The organism is Chitinophaga sp. ARDCPP14, assembly GCF_051362515.1.
Lineage (GTDB): Bacteria > Bacteroidota > Bacteroidia > Chitinophagales > Chitinophagaceae > Chitinophaga.
On record NZ_JBKIXB010000001.1, the window covers coordinates 451,303 to 474,355 of the forward strand.

The 23,053-nt window shown below is 47.5% G+C and carries 17 protein-coding genes; 6 read left to right on the top strand and 11 right to left on the bottom strand.

Going from position 1 to position 23,053, the window contains the following annotated elements; genetic code table 11:
* Positions 1 to 12: 12 nt before the first annotated feature.
* Complete coding sequence (locus tag ACLHR0_RS01760) at positions 13 to 762, bottom strand: class I SAM-dependent methyltransferase (protein WP_429045470.1); 750 nt, start codon at positions 760 to 762, stop codon at positions 13 to 15.
* A gap of 34 nt (positions 763 to 796) precedes the next feature.
* Positions 797 to 2,197 carry a 3-isopropylmalate dehydratase large subunit gene (leuC, locus tag ACLHR0_RS01765; RefSeq protein ID WP_436484371.1) on the bottom strand — a complete coding sequence of 467 codons (1,401 nt, stop codon included), beginning with the start codon at positions 2,195 to 2,197 and terminating at the stop codon, positions 797 to 799.
* A 228-nt stretch (positions 2,198 to 2,425) separates the two neighbouring features.
* On the opposite strand from leuC, the gene ACLHR0_RS01770 reads away from it, so the two are divergent.
* Both ACLHR0_RS01770 and ACLHR0_RS01775 read left to right on the top strand, forming a co-directional pair.
* Positions 2,426 to 3,904, top strand: a complete 1,479-nt coding sequence (locus tag ACLHR0_RS01770) for a hypothetical protein (RefSeq protein WP_429045466.1) — start codon at positions 2,426 to 2,428, stop codon at positions 3,902 to 3,904.
* 17 nt (positions 3,905 to 3,921) lie between these two features.
* On the top strand, positions 3,922 to 4,500 hold the full coding sequence (locus tag ACLHR0_RS01775; protein WP_436484372.1) for an NADPH-dependent FMN reductase: 579 nt from the start codon (positions 3,922 to 3,924) through the stop codon (positions 4,498 to 4,500).
* Here the strand turns inward: ACLHR0_RS01775 and ACLHR0_RS01780 are convergent.
* Together ACLHR0_RS01780 and ACLHR0_RS01785 are read right to left on the bottom strand one after the other, a co-directional pair.
* Positions 4,479 to 5,606: a hypothetical protein gene (locus tag ACLHR0_RS01780; RefSeq protein WP_436484373.1), complete on the bottom strand. Its 1,128-nt coding sequence runs from the start codon at positions 5,604 to 5,606 to the stop codon at positions 4,479 to 4,481. The genes ACLHR0_RS01775 and ACLHR0_RS01780 overlap by 22 nt on opposite strands.
* A 1-nt stretch (position 5,607) precedes the next feature.
* On the bottom strand, positions 5,608 to 6,249 hold the full coding sequence (locus tag ACLHR0_RS01785; RefSeq protein ID WP_436484374.1) for an ABC transporter ATP-binding protein: 642 nt from the start codon (positions 6,247 to 6,249) through the stop codon (positions 5,608 to 5,610).
* A gap of 444 nt (positions 6,250 to 6,693) precedes the next feature.
* Here ACLHR0_RS01785 and ACLHR0_RS01790 point away from each other — a divergent pair, with 444 nt between their 5' ends.
* Positions 6,694 to 7,668, top strand: a complete 975-nt coding sequence (locus ACLHR0_RS01790) for a ribonucleoside-diphosphate reductase small subunit (RefSeq protein ID WP_429045459.1) — start codon at positions 6,694 to 6,696, stop codon at positions 7,666 to 7,668.
* 38 nt (positions 7,669 to 7,706) lie between these two features.
* On the top strand, positions 7,707 to 10,082 hold the full coding sequence (locus ACLHR0_RS01795) for a ribonucleoside-diphosphate reductase subunit alpha (RefSeq protein WP_429045457.1): 2,376 nt from the start codon (positions 7,707 to 7,709) through the stop codon (positions 10,080 to 10,082).
* A gap of 69 nt (positions 10,083 to 10,151) precedes the next feature.
* On the opposite strand, the gene ACLHR0_RS01800 is transcribed toward ACLHR0_RS01795, so the two are convergent.
* Together ACLHR0_RS01800 and ACLHR0_RS01805 are read right to left on the bottom strand one after the other, a co-directional pair.
* Positions 10,152 to 10,997, bottom strand: coding sequence for a helix-turn-helix domain-containing protein (locus ACLHR0_RS01800; protein WP_436484375.1), 846 nt, complete (start codon positions 10,995 to 10,997; stop codon positions 10,152 to 10,154).
* 9 nt (positions 10,998 to 11,006) lie between these two features.
* Positions 11,007 to 11,669, bottom strand: coding sequence for a TrmH family RNA methyltransferase (locus tag ACLHR0_RS01805; protein ID WP_436484376.1), 663 nt, complete (start codon positions 11,667 to 11,669; stop codon positions 11,007 to 11,009).
* 51 nt (positions 11,670 to 11,720) lie between these two features.
* On the opposite strand from ACLHR0_RS01805, the gene ACLHR0_RS01810 reads away from it, so the two are divergent.
* Both ACLHR0_RS01810 and ACLHR0_RS01815 read left to right on the top strand, forming a co-directional pair.
* Positions 11,721 to 14,423, top strand: coding sequence for an AsmA family protein (locus tag ACLHR0_RS01810; protein ID WP_436484377.1), 2,703 nt, complete (start codon positions 11,721 to 11,723; stop codon positions 14,421 to 14,423).
* A 261-nt stretch (positions 14,424 to 14,684) separates the two neighbouring features.
* Positions 14,685 to 15,068: an SdpI family protein gene (locus ACLHR0_RS01815; protein ID WP_436484378.1), complete on the top strand. Its 384-nt coding sequence runs from the start codon at positions 14,685 to 14,687 to the stop codon at positions 15,066 to 15,068.
* A gap of 67 nt (positions 15,069 to 15,135) precedes the next feature.
* On the opposite strand, the gene ACLHR0_RS01820 is transcribed toward ACLHR0_RS01815, so the two are convergent.
* From ACLHR0_RS01820 to ACLHR0_RS01840, 5 genes are all read right to left on the bottom strand, one after another.
* Positions 15,136 to 18,318, bottom strand: a complete 3,183-nt coding sequence (locus tag ACLHR0_RS01820) for an efflux RND transporter permease subunit (RefSeq protein ID WP_429045448.1) — start codon at positions 18,316 to 18,318, stop codon at positions 15,136 to 15,138.
* A gap of 29 nt (positions 18,319 to 18,347) precedes the next feature.
* Positions 18,348 to 19,481, bottom strand: coding sequence for an efflux RND transporter periplasmic adaptor subunit (locus ACLHR0_RS01825; protein ID WP_436484379.1), 1,134 nt, complete (start codon positions 19,479 to 19,481; stop codon positions 18,348 to 18,350).
* An 18-nt stretch (positions 19,482 to 19,499) separates the two neighbouring features.
* Positions 19,500 to 20,834 carry a TolC family protein gene (locus tag ACLHR0_RS01830; RefSeq protein ID WP_436484380.1) on the bottom strand — a complete coding sequence of 445 codons (1,335 nt, stop codon included), beginning with the start codon at positions 20,832 to 20,834 and terminating at the stop codon, positions 19,500 to 19,502.
* A gap of 408 nt (positions 20,835 to 21,242) precedes the next feature.
* Positions 21,243 to 22,142 carry a lipoyl synthase gene (lipA, locus tag ACLHR0_RS01835; RefSeq protein WP_079468971.1) on the bottom strand — a complete coding sequence of 300 codons (900 nt, stop codon included), beginning with the start codon at positions 22,140 to 22,142 and terminating at the stop codon, positions 21,243 to 21,245.
* A gap of 36 nt (positions 22,143 to 22,178) precedes the next feature.
* Positions 22,179 to 22,985, bottom strand: a complete 807-nt coding sequence (locus ACLHR0_RS01840; RefSeq protein ID WP_436484381.1) for a hypothetical protein — start codon at positions 22,983 to 22,985, stop codon at positions 22,179 to 22,181.
* Positions 22,986 to 23,053 lie beyond the last annotated feature (68 nt).

The following is a 23,053-nucleotide window of genomic DNA, read 5'->3' on the forward strand; positions in this document are numbered from 1 at the left end:
TGATTTTACAGTTTAAATTTTTGTGGCGGCTACTCTCAGGCGCACATAATCCGCATACAATTCGCCGTTCCGCATCAGCTGTGGCGCCAGTTCGTATTGCACCTGCTGCAGGATGGCGCCTTTGTCCTGTTCCGGCACACCGGCAAAAAAGTGAGCGCCAAACATCTCCAGCCAGTCGCTGATGCCTGTTTCCGGATCCACCAGTTTTGAAGGGCGGTCAAAAAAATGCACCCTGTCTATTTTAAAGCCTTCCTTTTCCAGCAGGGTAGTATATTCTGCCGGAGATGGAAAATACCAGAACGGTTCGTAGGTATAACCCCGTTGCTGCATGGCCTTTTCCAGGTAAGTAAGGATCTGCTGCACATTGCCTTTGCCGCCCATTTCTATCACCAGCCGGCCGCCTTTTTTAAGTTGGGCGTACATCCGGCTGATGGCTTTTTCCTTCTCCCGCACCCAGTGGAGGGTAGCATTGGAAAAGATGCCATCAAACTGTTGTGGCAGGGAAAAAGTAGTAGCGTCGCCCACTTCAAAGGAAATGCCGGGAAAATGTTCACGGGCGCTGCTGATCATAGCGGCGGAAGCATCTATTCCTGTTACGGTGGCGCCTTTTTGCGCCAGCTGCGCGGTGAGTTCACCGGTGCCGCACCCCAGGTCCAGGATATTTTCCCCCGATTGTGGCTGCAGCCAGTCGATCAGGCTGTTGCCATATTCAAACACGAAGGCGTGTTTTTCTTTGTATAAGTCAGCGTTCCATTGATCCATAGCTTTCGGCTTTACTTGTTCTTTTTGTTAACTATTACGCCAACAATTCCCTTACATCTGTTACCCTGCCCGTAATGGCTGCTGCCGCCGCGGTGAGCGGACTGGCCAGGAAGGTGCGGGCATTGGGACCCTGACGACCTTCAAAGTTACGGTTGGAGGTGGAAATGCAGTACATGCCGGCAGGCACTTTATCTTCGTTCATGGCCAGGCAGGCGGAGCAACCTGGTTCACGCAGCTGGAAACCGGCTTCGGCAAATATTTTGTCGATGCCTTCTTCCATGGCCTGGGCCTCCACCTGTTTGGAGCCGGGAACGATCCATACCACTACATCGTCTGCTTTATGTTTGCCTTTCACAAAATCTGCTACGAGGCGTAAATCTTCAATGCGGGAGTTGGTGCAGCTGCCGATGAATACATAATCCACTTTTTTGCCCAGCAGTTCGGCGCCGGGTTGGAGGTCCATATACTCAAGCGATTTTTTGAAAGAAGGCCTTTCTTTCTCGTCGAGCTGCTCCAGAGAAGGAATGTGACGGGTAACGCCCATGCCCATACCGGGGTTGGTACCATAAGTAATCTGTGGTTCTATATCGGCGGCGTCAAAGGTAAGCACCTGGTCAAATACGGCGTCGCTGTCGGAATACAGTGTTTTCCAGTATTCCAGGGATTTATCCCAGTCGGCTCCCTTAGGCGCGAACTCGCGGCCTTTGATATAATCGAAAGTGATATCGTCCGGCGCGATAAGGCCTCCGCGGGCGCCCATTTCAATACTCATGTTACAGATGGTCATGCGGGCCTCCATACTGAGACTGCGGATGGCTTCCCCTGCATATTCCACAAAGTAACCGGTAGCGCCGGAAGCGGATATTTTAGAGATGATATAAAGAATGATGTCTTTAGAAAGTACGCCCTTGCCCAGTTGTCCGTTCACTTCGATCTTCATCCGCTTGGGCTTGTATTGCAGGATACACTGGGTAGCCAGTACCTGTTCTACTTCGGAGGTACCGATACCAAAGGCAACAGCGCCAAAAGCTCCGTGGGTGCTGGTGTGGCTGTCGCCGCAAACGATGGTCATGCCCGGCAGGGTGATGCCCAGCTCCGGTCCTATCACGTGCACAATGCCCTGGAACCGGTGGCCCAGTCCGTAAAGCTCTACACCGAATTCAGTAGTATTTTTTGTCAACATTTCCACCTGGCGGCGGCTCAATGCTTCTTTGATAGGCTGGTCCTGGTGTAAGGTAGGTACGTTGTGATCGGCGGTAGCCCTGGTTTTAGCCGGGCGGAATACCGGGATGCCACGCTTACGCAGCCCGTCAAATGCCTGGGGGCTCGTCACCTCGTGAATAAAGTGCGTGTTGATGTACACCGCATCGGGATGCCCCGGCTTGCTAACCACTATATGGCCATCCCAGATTTTATCAAATAACGTTTTTCCCATCCTTTTGCTTCCTTTTATAATTGTTTATACCTTCAAATCTAATGGTCCTTAATTAATTGCCATATCGCTAAATTTGCTTTAATTACAACCTTTAAACACCACTGATACACGTTAATATACTGTTTATCAATAAATTACAAGATTTTAATAACGATGCCCAACAGTCAAAGTGATGCTTTATTCATATTAATAAAAACCTTAACAAAAGCCGAAAAACGCAATTTTCAGTTGGCGTTTAACAAAAACAACACCAAGGAAGATGTACTTTTTATCCAATTGTTCACCACGCTGGACAAAATGAAAGAGTACGATGAAGAGCAGATACTGAAGAAAATAACGGATATTAAAAAGCAGCAGCTATCGAATGTAAAAGCACATCTTTACAAGCACCTGTTATCCAGTTTGCGGCAGCTATATAAACAAAAGGACCCGTTGATCGACCTGCGCGAGCAGCTGGACCATGCGCGGGTGCTGTATAATAAAGGGTTGTACAACCAGAGCCTGAAGATACTGGCCAAAGCCAAAACGATGGCGCAGGAACAGGAAGAGGTAATGCTGACCTATGAAATTGTGGAGTTTGAAAAGCTGATTGAATCGCGGCATATTACGCGAAGCCTGGAAAACCGGGCGGAAGTGCTGAGTGCCGAGTCCAGGCAGATAGAACAGCAGCTTACCAATATCAGCCGCCTGTCGACCCTTTCCCTGCGGATGTATGGCCTTTACCTCAAGCTGGGCCACGCGCGCAATGAGCGGGATGCCGAAATGGTAAAGTCTTTTTTTGAAAGCCAGCTGCCGCCCTTGCAGCATGTGCATATGAGCTTTTACGAAAAAGTGTACATGTACCAGGCATCGAGCTGGTACTACTATATTCTGCAGGACTTCGTGATGTATTACCGATATACGCAGAAATGGGTGGACCTGTTTCGCAAATACCCGTCCCTGCAGCAAACGGATATGGACCTGTATATTAAAGCGCAGCATAATTTGCTGACCGCGCATTTTTATACTTCGAATTTTGAAAAGTTCAAAACAGCTCTGCAGGACCTGGAAGAATTTATCCGGGACAACCAGGATAATTTCCACGAAAACACCCGCACCTCTGCTTTTGTATACCTGTATACCGCCAAAATAAACCGTTATTTCCTGGAAGGCACGTTCAGCCAGGGTTTGGAAATGGTGCCGGAACTCGAAACAGAGATCACCAGGCATACCCTGAAAATAGACCAGCACCGGGTGCTGGTATTTTACTATAAGATTGCCTGTTTATATTTTGGTAGCGGTGACAACAACAAAGCCATTGTTTATCTTAATAAAATTATCAATTTAAAAATTGGTAACCTGCGGGCAGATATCCAGTGTTTTGCCCGTATCCTGCACCTCATTGCACATTACGAACTGGAGAATTACAGCCTGGTGGAATACCTGATCAAATCTGTTTACCATTTCATTTCAAAACACAAGGATCTTGGTTTGGTGATGGAAGAAATCATGAAATTCCTCCGCCGTTATATTTATGCCAATCCCAAAGCATTACGTAATGCGTTCGTAGACCTGAAAGACCGGCTGGAGCAGATCTCGGAAGATCCGTATGAACGCCGATCCTTCCTTTACCTGGACATTATTTCCTGGCTGGAAAGTAAGATTGAGAGCATACCGGTGCAGGAAGTTATTCACCGGAAATTTGTGAATAAAGAAAAACGCATTTAAATAAAACCGACGAGCATATGTCTGCTGACAAACAGTATCATTTCACTGCCATTTCCGGCAGTTTACGGAAAGGCTCTTACAACACGATGGCGCTGAAAGCGCTGCAAAAACTGTGTCCTTCAAACATCAGGGTGGAGCAGGTATTTTTCGACAAGATCCCGATGTACAATGCCGACCTGCATACCGAGCAATTGCCGGAAGAAGTAGTGCCGCTGGTGCATAAAATTAAGGAATCGGATGGCGTGATCATCGTTTCACCGGAATACAACTACTCTATACCCGGCGCCCTGAAAAACGCGATAGACGTGGTTTCCAGGCACCCCGATAAACCCTTCAGCGAAAAGGCAGTGGCTATTATGGGCGCCTCGCAGGGCCAGATCGGTACTGCCAGGATGCAGTATCATTTACGGCAGGTGATGGTATTCCTGAATGCGTTTGTGATCAACAAACCGGAGATCATGATTGGCAATGCCCAGCATAAGTTTGATACCGATGGTAACCTGACAGATGAACTGGTGATTAAGCAAATCCCTCAGTTGTTGCTTTCACTGGCACGGCTGAGCGACAAAATGGGTCATGATCCTGCTTCTATATAAGGTTCATAGCTGCGGTATTTTGTAAAAAAGATAATGGCCGATGCTGTCTGTAACAACAGTACAGCCGGCCATTCATAATGTCCGAGCACCATGAACAGCACAATGAAAGAAGTGAGCATGGTATAACGTACATGCACCTCCGGATTCATTTTAGGGAAAAACAATAGGGTACGGAACAGGATCATTAATGATAATGCCGTGCAGAATACCGTTATCAGTCCCCATGGCGTTGTTTTCGTATATGCATTAACGGTAATGATGATCATCTCCGGTAAAAAAGTAATCACATATACCCCCACCAGCCGCATATAGTGGCTGAATAAATTAACAGGAAGATTCTCCATGAAATTGAGGTACGTATCATCAAACGCGCGATGATGCACCATCAGCTGCATATGTGTAAGCACGCTGATCATAACACCCAGCTGTAGTCCGCGGAGATCGAAATAATCACCTCTCGTCATAATGAGAAATGTGAGCCACAGCACTCCTGCGGAAAACAGTTTGGTGCTCACAATCCGGCGTGGAAAATTAGTAAACAGTTCATACAGGAAAAACAATACCGGCGGCTTTGTGAAGTGCCGGTTGATCCAGCGTTGCAGGTGGCCTGTAAAAAAGATGACATCCGGTTGTTCCAGTTTTCTTTCATATAACGTTAACGGCCATATGCAATTGGCAATATTAACAACCGTGATGATCACCGCCTGTACATAATATCCCTGTCGGATCGCAATAACAAGGGCAATGGCCACATATACCAGTACCGGCATATAAATGGCCGTATGGAGCCGCAGCCAGATAACGCGGCGGGTTGGTTTATCGATACTGCCCATGGTGGGATACAGGAAATCATATCCCTGCAGCTGAAATGTTTTCAGCATGAAGCCCACGCATTTGAGCGCGTAGGACGTCCACAGCAGGAGTACCAGGAACAGGAACGTATAATTGCCCAGGAAGCCCAGCATCAATCCTTTGTGATAGGCGAGCAGGTTGGCGCCGTTTACCACGCCGAACAGCAAATAAAACAGTACCAGGAAAAAGCCCGTATTCTGAATATAGAACCGTTGTGTGAATATTTTGCTAAGTATTGCCGTGGTGGTACGCATATCAGCTGAGCGTAATGTTTTTATGAGCTACTTTCAGTGTGCCCGTTACCGTTAATTCTTCCTCATCCAGCGGCTGGTGGGAAGTGATACAAAAAGAAACGCCTTTGGCGCTGTACTCCCGGATCAGGTCGTACAAAACGGCCAATGCGCGGGTATCGATGGTGATAAGGGGTTCATCCAGCAGGATGAGGGCCGGGTTACCGGTAAAGGCCAGCAGCAGGGATAATTTCTTTAGCATGCCGCTCGAATAGCTGCTTACCGGGTTATTCACAAAGATATGCACACCCAGTTTTTCACTGATGGCCCGGATGTCTCCGGGGTTCCCTCCTTTGGTGTTGAGGTAAAGCTCCAGTAAATCGCGGCCGGTGAGGAAAGAAGGGTAAAGCGGTTCCGCTTCCGCGTAGTTGATCAGGCGGCGGAACTGTACCGGGTGTTCCCGGCTGCTCACCTTTCCCTGCAGCAGTATTTCCCCTTTGAAGGGGATTAAGCCTGCCATGACCTTCATGCAGGTGGTTTTGCCGGCGCCGTTCTCCCCCTGCAGCCAGTAAATGCCGGCGGGCAGCTCCAGCCGGGCAATATCCAGGACAGGTACATCCTGGTAGTTCTTCTTAACCGCATGAAGGGCTATAACCGGTTCGGGCATATGAAAAGACTTAAAAGTGTAAATATGAAAAATTATCGCATATATATCTACGGAAGGTCCTCTTTTTAACAAAAATTTTCCGGGTACATTTTTATACTGATCATCATTCATTTAGCCGTAACAGTTAAAAAAATAATCATATAAGCCAGATTTTTGCATGGCCCTTTTCACATGCTAATCATATTACATATGCACAAAGTGCAAAACGCGTGAAACACGCATTGCCACTATACTTTCATTAAAGTTGTATATCTTTTCCACACCTGTTGAAAACTATATCGGGCATGCCTTACCCGGATGCTTACATTTGTAATCCTGAGCGTATGGATTTTAGGAAGCAGAGATGTTGAAATCGGATTGTGGGAAAGAGAAGTGAAGATTTCGGTATGCTGACCCCAAAAGAAAAACCAAAAACCTTCGACAGTACCCATAAAATAATTAAAGATGAGTAACGAGAATGAAATTCTTTTAAAAGAGAACAAGGACCGTTTTGTGCTATTGCCGATCAAATACCCAAAAATCTGGGAGCAATACAAAAAGCATGAGGCCAGTTTCTGGACAGCAGAAGAAATAGATTTAAGCAGTGATCTTAAGGATTGGGCAGGCCTGAATGATGGCGAACGTCATTTTATCTCTCACGTACTGGCATTTTTCGCCGCCAGTGACGGGATCGTAAATGAGAACCTGGCAGTAAACTTTATGAGTGAAGTACAGATCCCGGAAGCCCGGTGTTTTTACGGCTTCCAGATCATGATGGAAAACATCCACTCTGAAACATATGCATTGCTGATAGACACCTACGTAAAAGACGGCACAGAAAAAGACCGTTTGTTCCACGCCATCGATACCGTACCTGCGGTAAAGAAAAAAGCGGAATGGGCATTGCGCTGGATTGAAAATGGCAACTTCGCCGAACGCCTGGTGGCATTTGCTGCTGTAGAAGGTATCTTCTTCAGCGGTAGTTTCTGCTCCATTTTCTGGTTGAAGAAAAGAGGCCTGATGCCGGGATTAACCTTCTCCAACGAACTGATCAGCCGCGATGAGGGCCTGCACTGCGAATTCGCGTGCCTGCTTTACAGCATGCTGGAAAACAAACTGAGTGAAGAACAGGTACACGGCATCATCCGCGATGCAGTGAGCTATGAAAAAGAATTTATCACAGAAGCCCTGCCGGTTGGACTGATCGGCATGAATGCCGAACTGATGTCGCAATACATTGAATTTGTGGCAGACAGATGGATCGGTGAACTGGGCTACAACAAGATATTTAATGCGTCTAATCCTTTTGACTTCATGGAAATGATTTCCTTACAGGGTAAGACCAACTTCTTTGAAAAACGTGTGGGAGATTACCAGAAATCCGGCGTAATGGGTGGTACAAAAGAATCACAGACATTCAGCCTGGAAGAAGATTTTTAAAACATTTTGAATTACTAACCTCTTAAATTCGCAAACCCATGTTCGTAATCAAAAGAGATGGAAGGAAAGAAGCAGTGAAGTTCGATAAAATCACTGCGCGTATTGAAAAACTATGCTATGGTTTCAATACAGAATATGTAGATGCCATAGATGTAGCGAAAAAAGTGATACAAGGTTTGTATGATGGTGTAACCACCAGCGAACTCGACAACCTGGCTGCCGAAACGGCCGCTTCCCTTACTACAAAGCACCCTGACTATGCACTGCTGGCTTCCCGCATAGCAGTAAGCAACCTGCATAAGAATACCATCAAGTCGTTTTCCAAAACGATGAAGAAACTGTATGATTATATTGATCCCAAAACCGGCAAAAACGCAGCGCTGCTGTCTGACGACGTTTGGGAAATCATCCGGAAGAATGCAGAAATCCTGGATTCCAGCATCATCTACGACCGCGACTTTGCCTTTGACTATTTCGGGTTCAAAACACTGGAACGTTCTTACCTGCTGAAAACAGACGGTAAAGTGCAGGAACGCCCCCAGCATATGCTGATGCGCGTATCTGTTGGCATTCACAAAGAAGACATTGAGTCTGCCATCAAAACATACAATCTGATGAGTGAGCGCTGGTTTACACATGCCACGCCTACCCTGTTCAACGCAGGCACTCCAAAACCACAGATGTCTTCCTGCTTCCTGCTCACCATGCAGGACGACAGCATCGAAGGCATTTACGATACCCTGAAACAAACGGCCAAAATTTCACAGAGCGCCGGTGGTATCGGTTTAAGCATTCATAATATCCGCGCTACAGGATCTTACATCAGCGGTACCAACGGTACTTCCAATGGTATTATCCCGATGCTGCGCGTATTCAACGATACAGCACGCTACGTGGATCAGGGTGGTGGCAAACGCAAAGGCGCTTTCGCTATCTACCTGGAACCATGGCACGCCGACATCTACGAATTCCTGGATCTGCGCAAGAACCACGGTAAAGAAGAAATGCGCGCCCGCGACCTGTTCTACGCCCTCTGGATGCCAGACCTGTTTATGAAACGCGTGGAATCCAACGGCGACTGGTCGTTGTTCTGCCCGCACGAAGCACCAGGACTGCACGAATGCTGGGGTGATGAATTTGAAGCCCTGTACGCCAAATACGAACAGGAAGGACGCGCCCGTAAAACAGTAAAGGCACAGGATCTCTGGTTTGCCATCCTCGATGCGCAAATAGAAACCGGTAACCCCTACCTGCTGTATAAAGATGCTGCCAACCGCAAATCCAACCAGCAAAACCTGGGTACCATCAAGAGTTCCAACCTCTGCACGGAAATCATCGAGTATACTGATGCAGATGAAGTGGCCGTTTGTAACCTGGCCTCCCTGGCGCTGCCCCGCTTTGTAATTGATGGTAAATTTGATCACCAGAAATTATTCGAGGTAACCTACCAGGCTACCCTGAACCTCAACAAGATCATCGATAACAACTACTACCCTATCGAAGAGGCCAGACGCAGCAACATGCGCCACCGCCCTGTAGGACTGGGTGTACAAGGTCTTGCTGATGCGTTTATCCTGATGCGTTATCCATTTGAAAGCGACGAAGCTAAAAAACTGAACAGCGAAATATTTGAAACTATTTACTTCGCAGGGTTAACCGCTTCCAACGATCTCGCAAAAGTAGACGGCGCCTACGAAACCTTTAAAGGCTCCCCTGCCTCCAAAGGTATCCTCCAGTTTGATATGTGGGATGTGAAACCTTCCGCACGCTGGGACTGGGAAAGCCTGAAAAAATCTATCGTGAAAGATGGTATCCGCAACTCCCTGTTGCTGGCGCCAATGCCTACCGCTTCCACTTCACAAATCCTCGGTAACAACGAGTGCTTTGAACCATACACTTCCAACATCTACACCCGTCGTGTACTGAGCGGTGAGTTTGTGGTGGTAAACAAACACCTGCTAAAAGACCTGGTAGAACTGGGACTGTGGGATAATGATATGAAAACAAAGATTATTTCACACAATGGTTCTATCCAGAACATTGCTGAAATACCTGCAAATATTAAAGAACTGTACAAAACAGTTTGGGAAATCAAACAACGTAACCTCATTGATATGGCGGCTGACCGCGGAGCTTTCATCTGCCAGTCACAATCACTGAACCTGTTCGTTGACACACCTACTACCGGTAAACTTACCTCCATGCACTTCTACGCCTGGAAGAAAGGTCTGAAAACCGGTATGTATTACCTGCGTACTCAGGCAGCCACTCAGGCCGTTCAGTTTACTGTAGAGAAACAAGGCGGTCAGCAAATCCAGCCAGTAGTTGCTACCGGCGGCGACAGCGCGGCAGAAGAAATGGTGGTGGGTGCAGTTTGCACCATGGAAGAAGGTTGCGTTACCTGCAGTGCATAAGGGTTTATGTAAGTATAAATGCGAATCCCTGGTCAAATGGCCAGGGATTTTTTTGTGCAATAACTTTACCTAATACCTTTTCCCCGGCTTCGTGGTACAAAACTCCTTACGCGCAATTTGTTTAATAAACGTTTCAGGCGTGGTTCCCAGGTAGTACTGAAAATCTTTGATCAGGTGACTCTGATCATGATACCCAAAGTCGTGGATCAGATCAAACCAGTCGATCGAATCCGCAGTATTATGTTCTATGCTGCTGATCACCTGCTTGAAGCGCAGAAACCGCAGCATTTCTTTGGGGGAATAACCAACATATTTCTTAAACCGCATCTGCACCGTACGTTCGGAGAGGTCTGCATCTGCAGCAATGGCTTTCGCCGGCTGGATAAGCGGATCATTAAAATAATCAGCGCCGTTTAAAAGCGGCAGCGCCCCTTCCTCCGCCGCATGCGTAGCGGTGGAGATATAATCCTTTAGAATGTCTACTCTTTCTGCTGAAGAAGGCGTTCTTTTCAATACTTCCCATAATTCATGTGCAGATGCCTGCTCCATAAAATCACCGGGGTGATGGAGCTGTTCACTATTCAGTGCATCTACCGGCACCTGGAACAGCCGGTAAAAACCATCCAGGTTGAATACCACGGCCAACAGGTCTGTTTCCGGCAGCAATTCGTAGTTCAACATCTTCCTTAAAGGGCCTAAAACAGCCACTTTATCTATCTGCATATCATCCAGCTCGGCGGCGGCAAAAGAGAACCTGACAGGGGCGCCAAAATTGAACAGCCACATCATTTCATAGTTGGGCGACAGGTGCGCGGTAGTGGTAACGAAATCCCGGCCGGATTGCATCACGTAAAAATGCTTCACGATATCCGACAATGGCGGCGAAACTTCGAAATGTGTACCTGCTAATGCCATAAGGAGCGGTTAATTTTCTTCATCCAGATCGTGTGCCTTGAATCCCCATTCCGTCAGTAAAGTCTGATACTGTTCTTCCGGCAATCCCTGTTTATTGTAATGCCCTGCAATGGTTTTCTGACGCATGGCCTCATAAATACTCACTGCGCAGGCTACCGAAATATTCAGGGAGCGGATAATACCCATCTGGGGAATAATAAAATTCCCGTCTGCCATTGCCCTGGTGGCATCGCTCACGCCGTTCTGTTCATTCCCAAAAACCAATGCTACAGAGCCACTGAAATCAATATCATAAAGACTCACCGCATCTGCGGCGAGATGTGTCGTTAATATTTTGTCATATTTGCTGCGCAATACGGCAAAACAATCTGCCGCATTATCAAAATCATGTATGGTGAGCCACTGTTTGGCACTGCTACTGCTTCTGTGGCCCCAGTTCTTTATCCGCGGCGCTTTTGATGTGATGATATAAATATCCTGTATTCCTACGGCATCGCATGTACGCATCACCGCCGACACATTATGAGGGTCCTGTACATCCTCCAGCACTACGGTTAAATTAGCCTGCCGTTTGCCCAATACAGATAATAATTTTTCTCTTCTTTCCGGTGTCATACGCTGATTATTGCCGCTAAAATACGAAATAGTGCAGAGATGGTCCTGCACCCACATTTCCTCGTTTACACATTATGCTTATCTTCACCCCCAAAATATAGATAACCTATGCTCAAAAAGATCCTGAAAATTGTGGGTATCACAATGGTGGTCTTGATACTGGCCGCTATTGCCATCCCCTATTTCTTTAAAGACAAAATAATAGCGAAAGTAAAAACAGAACTGAATAAAAAGCTGACCGCCAAAGTAGATTTTAAAGATGTGGATATCAGCTTATTCCGCCACTTCCCCCGGCTGGCCGTTGGTCTGGAAGACCTGCAGGTGATCGGCACCGGCGAATTTGCTGCCGATACCCTTCTTTCTGTAAAACAGATAGACATAGCCCTCAACCTGATGAGTGTGATCAAGGGAGATAAAATGGACATCTACAACATTGCACTCTTACAGCCACGCATACACGCTATTGTTAATAAAGATGGCGTACCCAACTGGGATATCATGAAGCCTGATACCGCCGCCGTAAGTCCTGCCGACACCGGCAAAAGCAGCTTCTCCCTCAGTTTACAGCAATATAAAATTGAAGATGCCTGGGTGAATTACGACGACCGCCAGGGCAACATGGAATTACTCGTTACAGGCCTGAACCACCAGGGCAAGGGCGACTTTACACAAGACCAGTTCCTCCTGCAAACCAGTACCACAGCCGGCGGCATTACCTTCCGGTATGGCCTCGTTCCTTATTTGTCGCAGGTAAAAACCACCCTGGATGCCGCTATCCAGGTGGATAATAACACCAACACCTATACGTTTAAAGATGGCAAAGCCTCTCTCAACAACCTGGAACTGGCGCTGCAAGGGTTCTTTAAGCTGGTAAATGATTCCACCTATGGTATGGATATGAGCTTTAAAGCGCCTTCCACCAATTTTAAAGACCTGTTGTCTTTAATACCTGCGGTATATAAAACAGATTTCGATAAGATAAAAACCAGTGGTACCGCCGCTTTTGGCGGGTTCGTAAAAGGCAATTATTCTCCTGTGCAAATGCCTGCGTTTGGACTGGACCTGGCCGTAAAAGATGGTTTCTTCCAATATCCTGATCTTCCAAAACCGGTAAAAAATATCCAGATTGCCATGAAGATCAGCAATCCCGATGGTGTACCGGATCATACCGTGATAGATATGCCCACCGGCCACCTGGAAATGGATAACACGCCGCTGGACCTGCGCATGCTCATTAAAACACCGGTATCTGATATGTATGTAGACGCTGCTGCCAAAGGCAAACTGGATCTTTCTAAAATCACCCAGTTTGTAAAACTCGAAGCCGGCACCAATTTATCCGGCCTGCTGGATGCCGACATCAGCGCCAAAGGCAACATGAGCGCTATCGAAAAACAACAGTACGATCGCTTCTATGCCGCCGGCACACTGCAACTGAGCAATATGCTCTACAAAAGCAAAGATTACCCCGATGGTGTAAAAGTGAATAATCTCTTCTTGCAGTTCAACCCTAAAAACGTAACGGTGAAAGACCTTAACGGTCAATACCTGGGTACCAACTTTGAAGCCAACGGAGAAGTGAATAACCTGCTCGCCTATACGTTTAAAAACGAGCCGCTGGACGGACAAATGAATTTCAAAGCAGATGAAATCAACCTCGACAAATGGATGGGTACCACCAGCACCACTTCCACCGATCCCGCCACTGCAAAAAAGGATTCCGCTGCCGCTACCCCATTTGCCGTACCAGCTAACCTGAACTTAGGATTGCAGGCCAATGTGAATAAGATCCACTACGATAAAGCCGATCTTACCAATGTATCCGGCAAGCTGCTGGTAAAAGATGAAACAGTAACCATGCAGCAGTTGAAAGCCAATGCCCTGCAGGGTACTATGGAAATAAACGGCAGCTACAGCACCAAAGCCAGCAAAACAAATCCCGATATCAACCTGGCCTACGACGTGCAAAACCTGGATGTGCAACAAACATTCAACACCTTCAATACCGTACAGAAATTAATGCCAATCGGCAAATTCCTTTCCGGTAAAATTACCTCGCAGTTAACGATGCATGGTAAACTGGGAAAGGATATGTCGCCCGATCTGAGTACGCTTACGGGAGATGGCAACCTGCTGCTTGTACAAGGATTCCTGAAACAGTTTGCCCCAATTGACCAGCTGGCCAACACCCTTAATGTAACACAGCTGAAAGATCTTTCGCTGCGTGACATTAAAAACTATTTCTCTTTTGAAAACGGACGTGTTAAAGTAAACCCGTTCAAAGTAACGGTGAATGGTATACGAATGGATATCGCCGGTTCGCACGGCTTTGACCAGTCGCTCGATTACACACTGCAGCTGGCACTGCCACGCAGCATGATGGGCACTGCCGGCAACACGCTGGTGAACAACCTGGCGTCGCAGGCACAAAGCAAAGGCATCCCCATTAACCTGGGCGACAGCGTTCACCTGCAGGTATTAATGGCCGGAAACATTCTCAAGCCGAGCGTAAAAACCGACCTGCGTGAAACGGCTAACAACCTCAAATCACAGGCAACAGAACTGGTAAAGAACAAGATCGACACCGTAAAAAATACGGTAAAGGATAGTCTTAACCAGATCAAAAATACCGCTGTCAATTCCCTGAAAAATCAACTCAAAGATCAACTCAGCGGAAAGAAGGATTCTACCAAACCCGCCACGGGCAAACCACTGGACAACGTAGGCAAACAAGCCGGCGAATCCGTGAAAAACACGCTGAACGGCCTGTTCGGCAAGAAGAAACCGGCGGCGGATACCACGAAGCACTGACGCGGAGGTTGTCTTTCCCGCTGATTACGCTGATTTTACTGATTACTTTGATTTTACTTTTTGGATTTTATAAAGGATTTGGGGAGATGTAAGCGGATATTTTCGCTTATATCTCCCCAAATCCTTTATAAAATCAAAAAAGTAAAATCCTTTATAAAATCAAAAAAGTAAAATCAAAGTAATCAACAAAATCAGCGTAATCAGCGGGAAAGACAAAATCCGCCTTTTTTACGTAACTTATGGTAACCAAAACCCCGGACCATGTGGTTACGTTTCTTACATTCCACTTATTGTAATCCAGCTATTTTTGCGGGCATCATCTTTTATCTCATGGGGTATTTCATACACCGTTTCCCGCCTAAAAGCCCCAAATCCTGGTATGGTTACCGCAGCGTATTGTCTACCAAAACGCCTGAAATGTGGCGCTCTGCCAATGAATATGCCGCATATATTTCGCGGCGTGTGGGCGTGATACTGGTGGTTAGCGGCGTTGCATGCGCGCTTCTTTTTCAGCGTCAGTCCGATTGGTTCTGGTATATCACGGTGGGCGCTGTAGTAGCAGGGACTATGTACCTGGTAGGAGATACTGAATGGGAATTAACCCGTCACTTCGACAAAGACGGCAAACGTATCCTTCCGGAATAAAACAAAGAAGGCGCTGCTTTCGCAACGCCTCTTCGTGTATGTACAATTATAAACCCTTCTCTTTTTATTACAATCTGCCCTGCACATCGTGCTCCGGTACAGACTGATAATTCTCTTTCATCTTACGGAGCTTCTCTTTGCCGTAAGCCAAACGGGTGATCACCACGTACAGCACCGGCACTATAAAGATAGCCAGGAAGGTGGCGGTAAACATACCACCCAATACGGTCCAGCCCATTGTTTTACGCGCTTCCGCACCTGCGCCGGATGAAAATACCAGCGGCAGGATACCCAGCAGGAAGGCCAGGGAAGTCATGATAATAGGGCGTAAACGCAGCTTCGCTGCTTCCACCGCCGCTGTTACCAGGTCCATGCCCTTATCCACACGCTCCTTCGCAAATTCCACGATCAGGATCGCATTCTTGGCCGACAAACCGATCAGCGTGATCAAACCGATCTGTGCGTATACGTTGTTGCTCAGCTTCGGCAGGAAGGTAAGCACCGTAATGGCCCCAAAGGCGCCAATAGGCACCGCCAGGAGTACCGAGAATGGTACCGACCAGCTCTCATACAATGCGGCCAGGAACAGGAACACAAAGATGATAGACAGCGCAAAGATGTACACCGTTTTGGAACCCGACAGGAGTTCCTCGCGGCTCAAACCGGAGAACTCATAACCATATCCATCCGGCAGGGTTTGCGCCGCCACTTCTTTCAGCGCATTGATGGCGTCACCACTACTGTATCCCGGAGCCGGGTTACCATTTATTTCCGCAGAGCGGAACAGGTTATAGTGTGAAATTACCGGGGCACTTTCTATCACCTTATAAGAAGTAAGAGAACTCAGTGGCACCATAGAACCGGCTGCATTGCGTACAAATAACTGGCTCAGGTTTTTGATATCTCCACGATAACTGGAATCCGCCTGCGTTACCACGCGGAAGTTACGGCCATAGATGGTGAAGTCGTTGATATAAGCACTACCCATGTATGTTTGCAATGCAGTAGCAATATCAGATATCTTCACCCCCATTTTCTTCGCCTTCTCACGGTCGATGTCCAGCTGGTAGCCGGGCGTGCGTGCGGTGAAGAAGGAGAATGCCTTGGCTATTTCAGGGCGTTTGTTGGCGGCAGCCAGGAAGTTCTGTAATACCCCTTCAAACGCTTTCACTTCGCCGCTTCCTTTTTGCTCCAGTATAAATGAGAACCCTGCGGTAGATCCCAGACCCGGAATGGCCGGAGGCGGAATTACCACTACGTTTGCTTCTTTGTATTTCGATAGCTTTTTCTGCAGTGCAGCTACCAGTCCGAAAACCTGCAGGGAATCCGGCTTGCGTTCATCCCAGGGCTTCAGCTGACAAAAGATAGTCGCACTGTTTGATTTAGTGGCAAAGTTTACCACGTTCAAACCGCCGAGCGCTGCATAGTGGGCAATACCTTCGGTGTTGTCCAGGTCTTTCATCATTTGCTGCATGACAGCCAGCGTACGTTCTGTAGAAGAAGATTCGGGCAAATCGAAGGTGATGTAAATACGTCCGTCATCTTCTGTAGGAATGAACCCGGTGGGCTTCGCTTTGAATAACATCATTGTTCCCACAAAAATGCAGATCAGGATGACAACTACAAAGCGGAAGTAGCGGATACTTTTCTTAACCCCCATGGAATAACGGGAAGTAGTATGCCCGAACCAGCGGTTGAATTTAAAGAAGAACTTGTTCAGACCTTTTGAATCTTTATCCAGGTGCATTGGTTTCAGCAACAGGATACACAACGCCGGTGTTAATGACAAGGCTACAAAAGCAGAGATCATTACCGAGATGGCGATGGTGATCGCAAACTGCTGATACAGGCGGCCTACGATACCAGGTATAAACCCTACCGGCACAAACACCGCCGCGAGGATCAGTGCAATCGCAATTACCGGCCCGGATATTTCCTTCATGGCCATTGCAGTAGCGTCTCTCGGCGACATTTTCTCATGGTCAATATTATGCTGCACTGCTTCCACCACCACAATGGCATCATCCACCACGATACCAATGGCCAGTACGAAACCGAACAAAGTAAGGGTGTTGATGGTAAATCCAAGCGGGATGAAGAAGATAAATGTGGCGATAATGGATACCGGGATAGCCAATACCGGGATCAGGGTAGCGCGCCAGCTCTGTAAGAACAGGAACACCACGATCACTACCAGTATCAGCGCTTCCACGAGTGTGTGCAATACTTCCTCTATGGATACTTTTACTACAGATACGGATTCAAATGGCACTACATATTCCACATCGTTTGGAAACTGCTTCTTCAGTTCTTCCATTGCTGCCGTAACATTCTTCGCTGTTTCAATCGCATTGCTTCCCGGCGCCTGGTAAACCAGCAGGTAGGCTGCACGCTTGCCATCCACAAAGTTGTTACCCGCGTAGTTGAATTTGCCTAACTGCACACGGGCTACATCTTTCAGGTATACCAGCGTTCCGTCTGACGGACGTGTTTTAATGATCACATTTCCAAATTCCTCAGGGGTGGATAAACGTCCTTTGGTGAAGATGTTGTATTCAAAGGTTTGCCCGGTTTGTTGCGGCGGCGCACCCACGGAACCTGCGGTGATCTGCGCATTCTGTTCTGCCAGCGCTGCGCGTATATCCTCGGCAGTTACGCCCATTTCTGCGAGCTTATCGGGCTTCAGCCAGATACGCATACTGAAATCATCTGCACGGGTAAAGATATCACCCACACCTTTGGCCCTGAGCAACGCATCTTTTACATATACGTTGGTGTAGTTATCCAGGAAGGTAATATCGTGTGTGCCTTTGGGTGAGTACAAAGCTACCAGCATGAGAATGCTGGGATTACGCTTTCTAACGGTTAAGCCCAAACGCTGTACTTCCTGTGGCAGGGTAGGCTGCGCAATACCCACGCGGTTTTGCACATCCAGTGCGGCGATGTTGATGTCGGTACCTACTTCAAAGTTTACCGTCATACTCATCTGACCACTGCTGGTGTTGTTGGTGTTGATATAGGTCATGCCCGGCGTACCATTTACCTGTACTTCCACGGGCGTGGCCACGGTTTGTTCTACCGTTTGCGCATCCGCACCGGTATAGGTACCTGTTACCTGCACAGTGGGGGGTGAAATTTCCGGATACTGGCCAATGGCCAGGTTCATCATCGCCAATATCCCCACCAGCACCAGTACTATAGATATTACTATAGCCGTTACGGGTCGTTTTATAAAAGTATCTGCAATCATGATCTTCTGCTGTTGATTCTACTGATAAACTATTTCTTCGCAGGCGCGCCTGTTGGTGCGGCTGGTATTCCTATCTGTATCTTGCCGCCATCACGTAAACGCTGGAAGCCTTCTGTAATCACTTTATCGCCGGCCTGTATACCGTCCATGATCACGATCCTGTCGCCGATTCTTGGTCCGAGATGTACTTTTTGCTGGGCTGCCACAGAATCTTTTGCGATGAATACAAAGTATTCACCCATCTGCTCGGTGATCGCTTTGTAAGGAATGATCAGCCTTTCGCCGGATTGTTCGTTCAACACACGCAACACGCAGCTCATACCATCTTTCAGGCGGTCGTCGGGGTTACTGAATTCGATACGCACGCGAATAGTACCGGTCTGGTTATCCACGCCGCGGTCGATAGCCAGGATCTTACCGGCATGAACGAACTCTGTGCCATCGGACAATTGCAACCGGAAGGTGGAGTCGCTGGCTTTACTGCCCTGCATGGCGGCAAAACGGGAGATATCATTTTCTGTTACCACGAAATCAACACCTATCGGGTTTTCGCTGGAGATGGTATTCAGGAGGGTTGTACCGGGGCTCACCTGTGCGCCCAGCTTTACCTGTGAGATACCGATACGCCCGGTAAACGGCGCTTTGATCAGGGAATAATCCAGGTCGGTACGCACAGCAGACAGGTTGGCTTCTGCGGCAGCCAGCTGGCTGCGGGAAGTTTCCAGCGTCGCTTTCGCGTTATCGAGTATCTGACGGGCCACCGCATCCTGCTCTGCCAGTCGCTGGTAACGGTCGTCATCTTTTTTTGCTCTCTCAAAGGTGGCTCTTGCGCTGGCCACATTTGCCTGCGCCTGCAGATAAGCCGCTTCATATTTACGGCGGTCTATTTCATACAGGGTCTTTCCTTTCTGCACCACTTCACCTTCTTTAAAAAAGATCCCGGTAATAAACCCTGACACCTGGGAACGCAGTTCCACCTGGTTCAACGCTACTACTGTGGCGGGATATTTATCGTAATAAACGGCCGGTGCTACGGATGCCTCCGCAATATTTACCGGTGTAGGGGGCACAGCAGGCGCTCCTTTCTGGGCAGGACCTTTACAGGCAGTAAAGCCCAGGATACTGGCAGCGCTGATTAAGACAATGTTGTTCATTTTTTTCATATCCGTTCCGGTTACCATTTAATAATTAGCGGTTAAGGTTCCTAATGCTTTTTGCAGGTCTATCCGGCTGGACAGCACCTGGTACATGGAATTATAAAAATTCAGTTGCGCAGTGCGCAGTTCTGTTTCAGACACCAGTACATCGAGGTAAGTTTTAATTCCTTCTTTATACTGCAGTTGTAACATATCGTATACATCCTGTGCCATCTGTACATTTTCTTTCAATGTGAGATAGTCGTTATAATTACTTTTATATGCAGCCATTGCCTGTGCGTACTGCGAATTGATCTGGCTTCTTAAAGCCGCGAAATCCCATTGTGTACGCTGGATCTGGAGTTCTGCCATGCGAATGTTATGCACTCTTTTTCCTCCCTGGAAAATGGGTAAGGATAATTTCAATCCAAGTAAAGAGTTGGGGAAATTCTCACTGTATAACTTGCCAAATTGCTCATTCTGGTAAGCAAAAGAGTAGTTAATAAAAGCAGATACGGTGGGCAGGTAACTCCATTTATTGTATTTCAGGTTAGCCTGCAGTAAGCTTTGCTGTGTTTCGAGTAACTGGTATTCAATGCGGTTTTTATAATCGGCCGTCAACAGGGTGTCCGCGCCGGTTACCTCTGCTGCTACGGAAGCGGAATCCTCCGTCAGCGGCACATCGCCGCCGTTCAGCGGATATCCCATCAGTTCCTTCAGGTAAGCCTGTTTGGAGATGAGCAGTTCACGCGCGGCCTTTTGTTGTGCGCGGGCATTGTTCAGTGAAATGGTAGCGCGCTTGGCATCCGTTTTATCCACAATACCGCTGGCGTATTGGTTATTCGCGTCTCTGAGGCTGCGTTCCAGGCGGATAATGTCTTCACTCAATACCTTGATCTGCTGTGTAGTGAGGAGTACGTCGTAGTAAGCCTTGCTCACATCTGCCACCAGGTCTATCTGGTTGCGTGCTGTGGTCTGATGGCTTTGTTTCCGTACATCCCTTGCCGTATTGGTGGCCAGTAAGAGATCGCGGGTAAAGAGGTTCTGATTCAGTCCGAACTGCGCGGTAGAAGTATTGGCCACGCCTACTTTGGTAGGATTACCACCAAAAATGGAAGTGGGCAGTTCCAGGTAATGCTGGATATTATAATCCAGGTTGATCTGTGGATACCAGTCGGCCAGCTTACTTTTCACTGTTCTGTCGGTAATCGCTTCATCGATGCGCGATTGCCTGATGACCGGCTGATGGGAAAGGGCATACCGCACACATTCCTGCAGGGTAGCGCTGGTTAACAGAGAGTCCGTAGATTGCTGTGCAAATACCTGCGGGGATATAAATAATCCGCACGCCACAGCTAACAAATAAAATGCTCTTTTCATAAAAGGCTTTTGACATTCAGTTCATCATTGTACCAATCGAAAGAAAATAATGTATACCAGCAAGCGGTTGATTTCTTTCATGGCATGGCATTATCATCCCGTATTTGTTGCAGCGCTGTACGCACTCCAACATTTTTAATTGCCGCAAAAACATGTTAAGCTGTAATCATTACAGCAAACAGGTAGGTCGATAAGAGAGTTGCGAATTCAAAATCATCTGAAACTTTATCAGCACGGTTTCCAGGATGGTTTCAGGTATCTGAATACAACGTATAACAGCGAAGTAGGTGAACAACAAAATGATTCTGTTGCTTAGGTAAAACGAATTCGGGCGCTAAGATAACGCTATGAAAACGAAAATCCACCCTTTTGGGTGGATTTTAACAATTAAGTGAAAATCAGTTCCGGTCATCCTTTATTACGACCGCTGACAATATGTTTCTCTGCGTGATAAGATGATCTTACTAACGGTCCTGACTCTACGTAGTCAAGTCCCATATTGTAACCTATCTCACGTAATTCGGCAAATTCATCAGGATGCACGAAGCGGGCAACAGGCAGGTGTTTTGGAGTAGGCTGGAGATACTGGCCCAGCGTTACCACATCACAACCGTTGTCGTACAGGTCCTGCATGGCCTGTACCACTTCTTCTTTTGTTTCGCCCAAACCGAGCATGATACCGCTTTTCGTGCGCATGCCACCTTCTTTCAGGCGACGGATCACTTCCAGGCTACGGTGATATTTGGCTTGTATCCTTACCTGTTTGGTTAAACGTTCTACAGTTTCCAGGTTATGTGATACAATTTCGGGCGCCACATCGATAATGCGCTGGAGATTTTCCCATTGGCCGCGGAAGTCCGGGATAAGGGTTTCCATGGTGGTTTCCGGGTTCAATGCCCTTACGGCATTGATGGTGTTGGCCCAGATAATGGAACCGCCATCTTTCAGTTCATCCCTGTCCACAGAGGTGATAACGGCATGTTTTACTTTCATCAGGTAAATGGCTTCGGCCACACGCTGTGGTTCATCAAAATCCACTGCCTCCGGCCGACCGGTGGCTACGGCGCAAAAACCGCAGCTACGGGTACAGATATTTCCCAGGATCATGAAAGTAGCGGTACCGGCTCCCCAGCACTCGCCCATATTAGGGCAGTTACCACTTTCGCAGATCGTATGTAATTTATGGGTATCTACCAGGTTTCTAACCTGTTTATAATTCTCGCCTATGGGTAATTTAACGCGCAGCCAGTCTGGCTTTTTTACTCTTGTTGTAGCCGGTTCGGCGGCTATTACGGGTAGTTCTTGCATCGCTTATTCCTTTCTTTAGAAGAGCAAAGTTAATACTTATCTCTTATTCCAGCGCTTCCCGAATTGGATGCTGATATATGCATTAAAAAAGAACTGTTTATTTGGGTCAACGCCATCCACTATCACCATAATAGGGATCTTTTTTGTGTAATATTCAGCATTTACCCCTACTTCCAGGGCGCTCACCACCTCGTTAAAATGGGCCCAGTCGAACCGCATGCCCAATTTGGCATGTAAACCCGGTACCACACTGAGGTTATTCCAGCCCTTACCAAAGCCGCCGGCGCCATTGATCTGTTCCTTATGCAGGAAAAGGTCTGCCGTTTCCGGGCTGTATTTGATATCCACATTCTCGCCGTTTTCGTCCTGTACGTTCAGGTAATAAGGTTTCAACAGCCCCAGGGATACGCCTCCGTAATAGATGGCGTCTACTTCTACCCCGTTTTTATTGGCTTTGCCACCGATCAGATACCGCTGACCCACGCCCAGCTTAGCCTGGTAGAAATTATTCTGTTTACCGTATATAAATGGACGCTGGGTAAAGGCATAACCGCTGTTGTTCTTTACTTCCTTGTGACTTTTCTTCTCTCCAAACTCAAACTGGAAATAATTCACCTTTTTCCTGGTTTTCCGGTATCCCAGTTCCGCAAAGCCGGACCAGCCGTCGGTATTCAGCCGGGCACCCGCGGAAAAGTCGCGCTGGAAAACGTTTTCCCCTTCTTCCTGTTCACGGAAAATGGAGATCTTCTTCAGCTTACGCTGTTCCTTGTCGCTCTTCTTATTAGTGCTTTGCTGCTGCCGTGAGGTGGATTGCGCAAACAAGCCGCCGGATATTGTTGCCAAAAACAGGATTAAGTATATTTTTTTCACAGTGGGCTATTGTTATAATAATTAAACGCTTGAACAAAGGT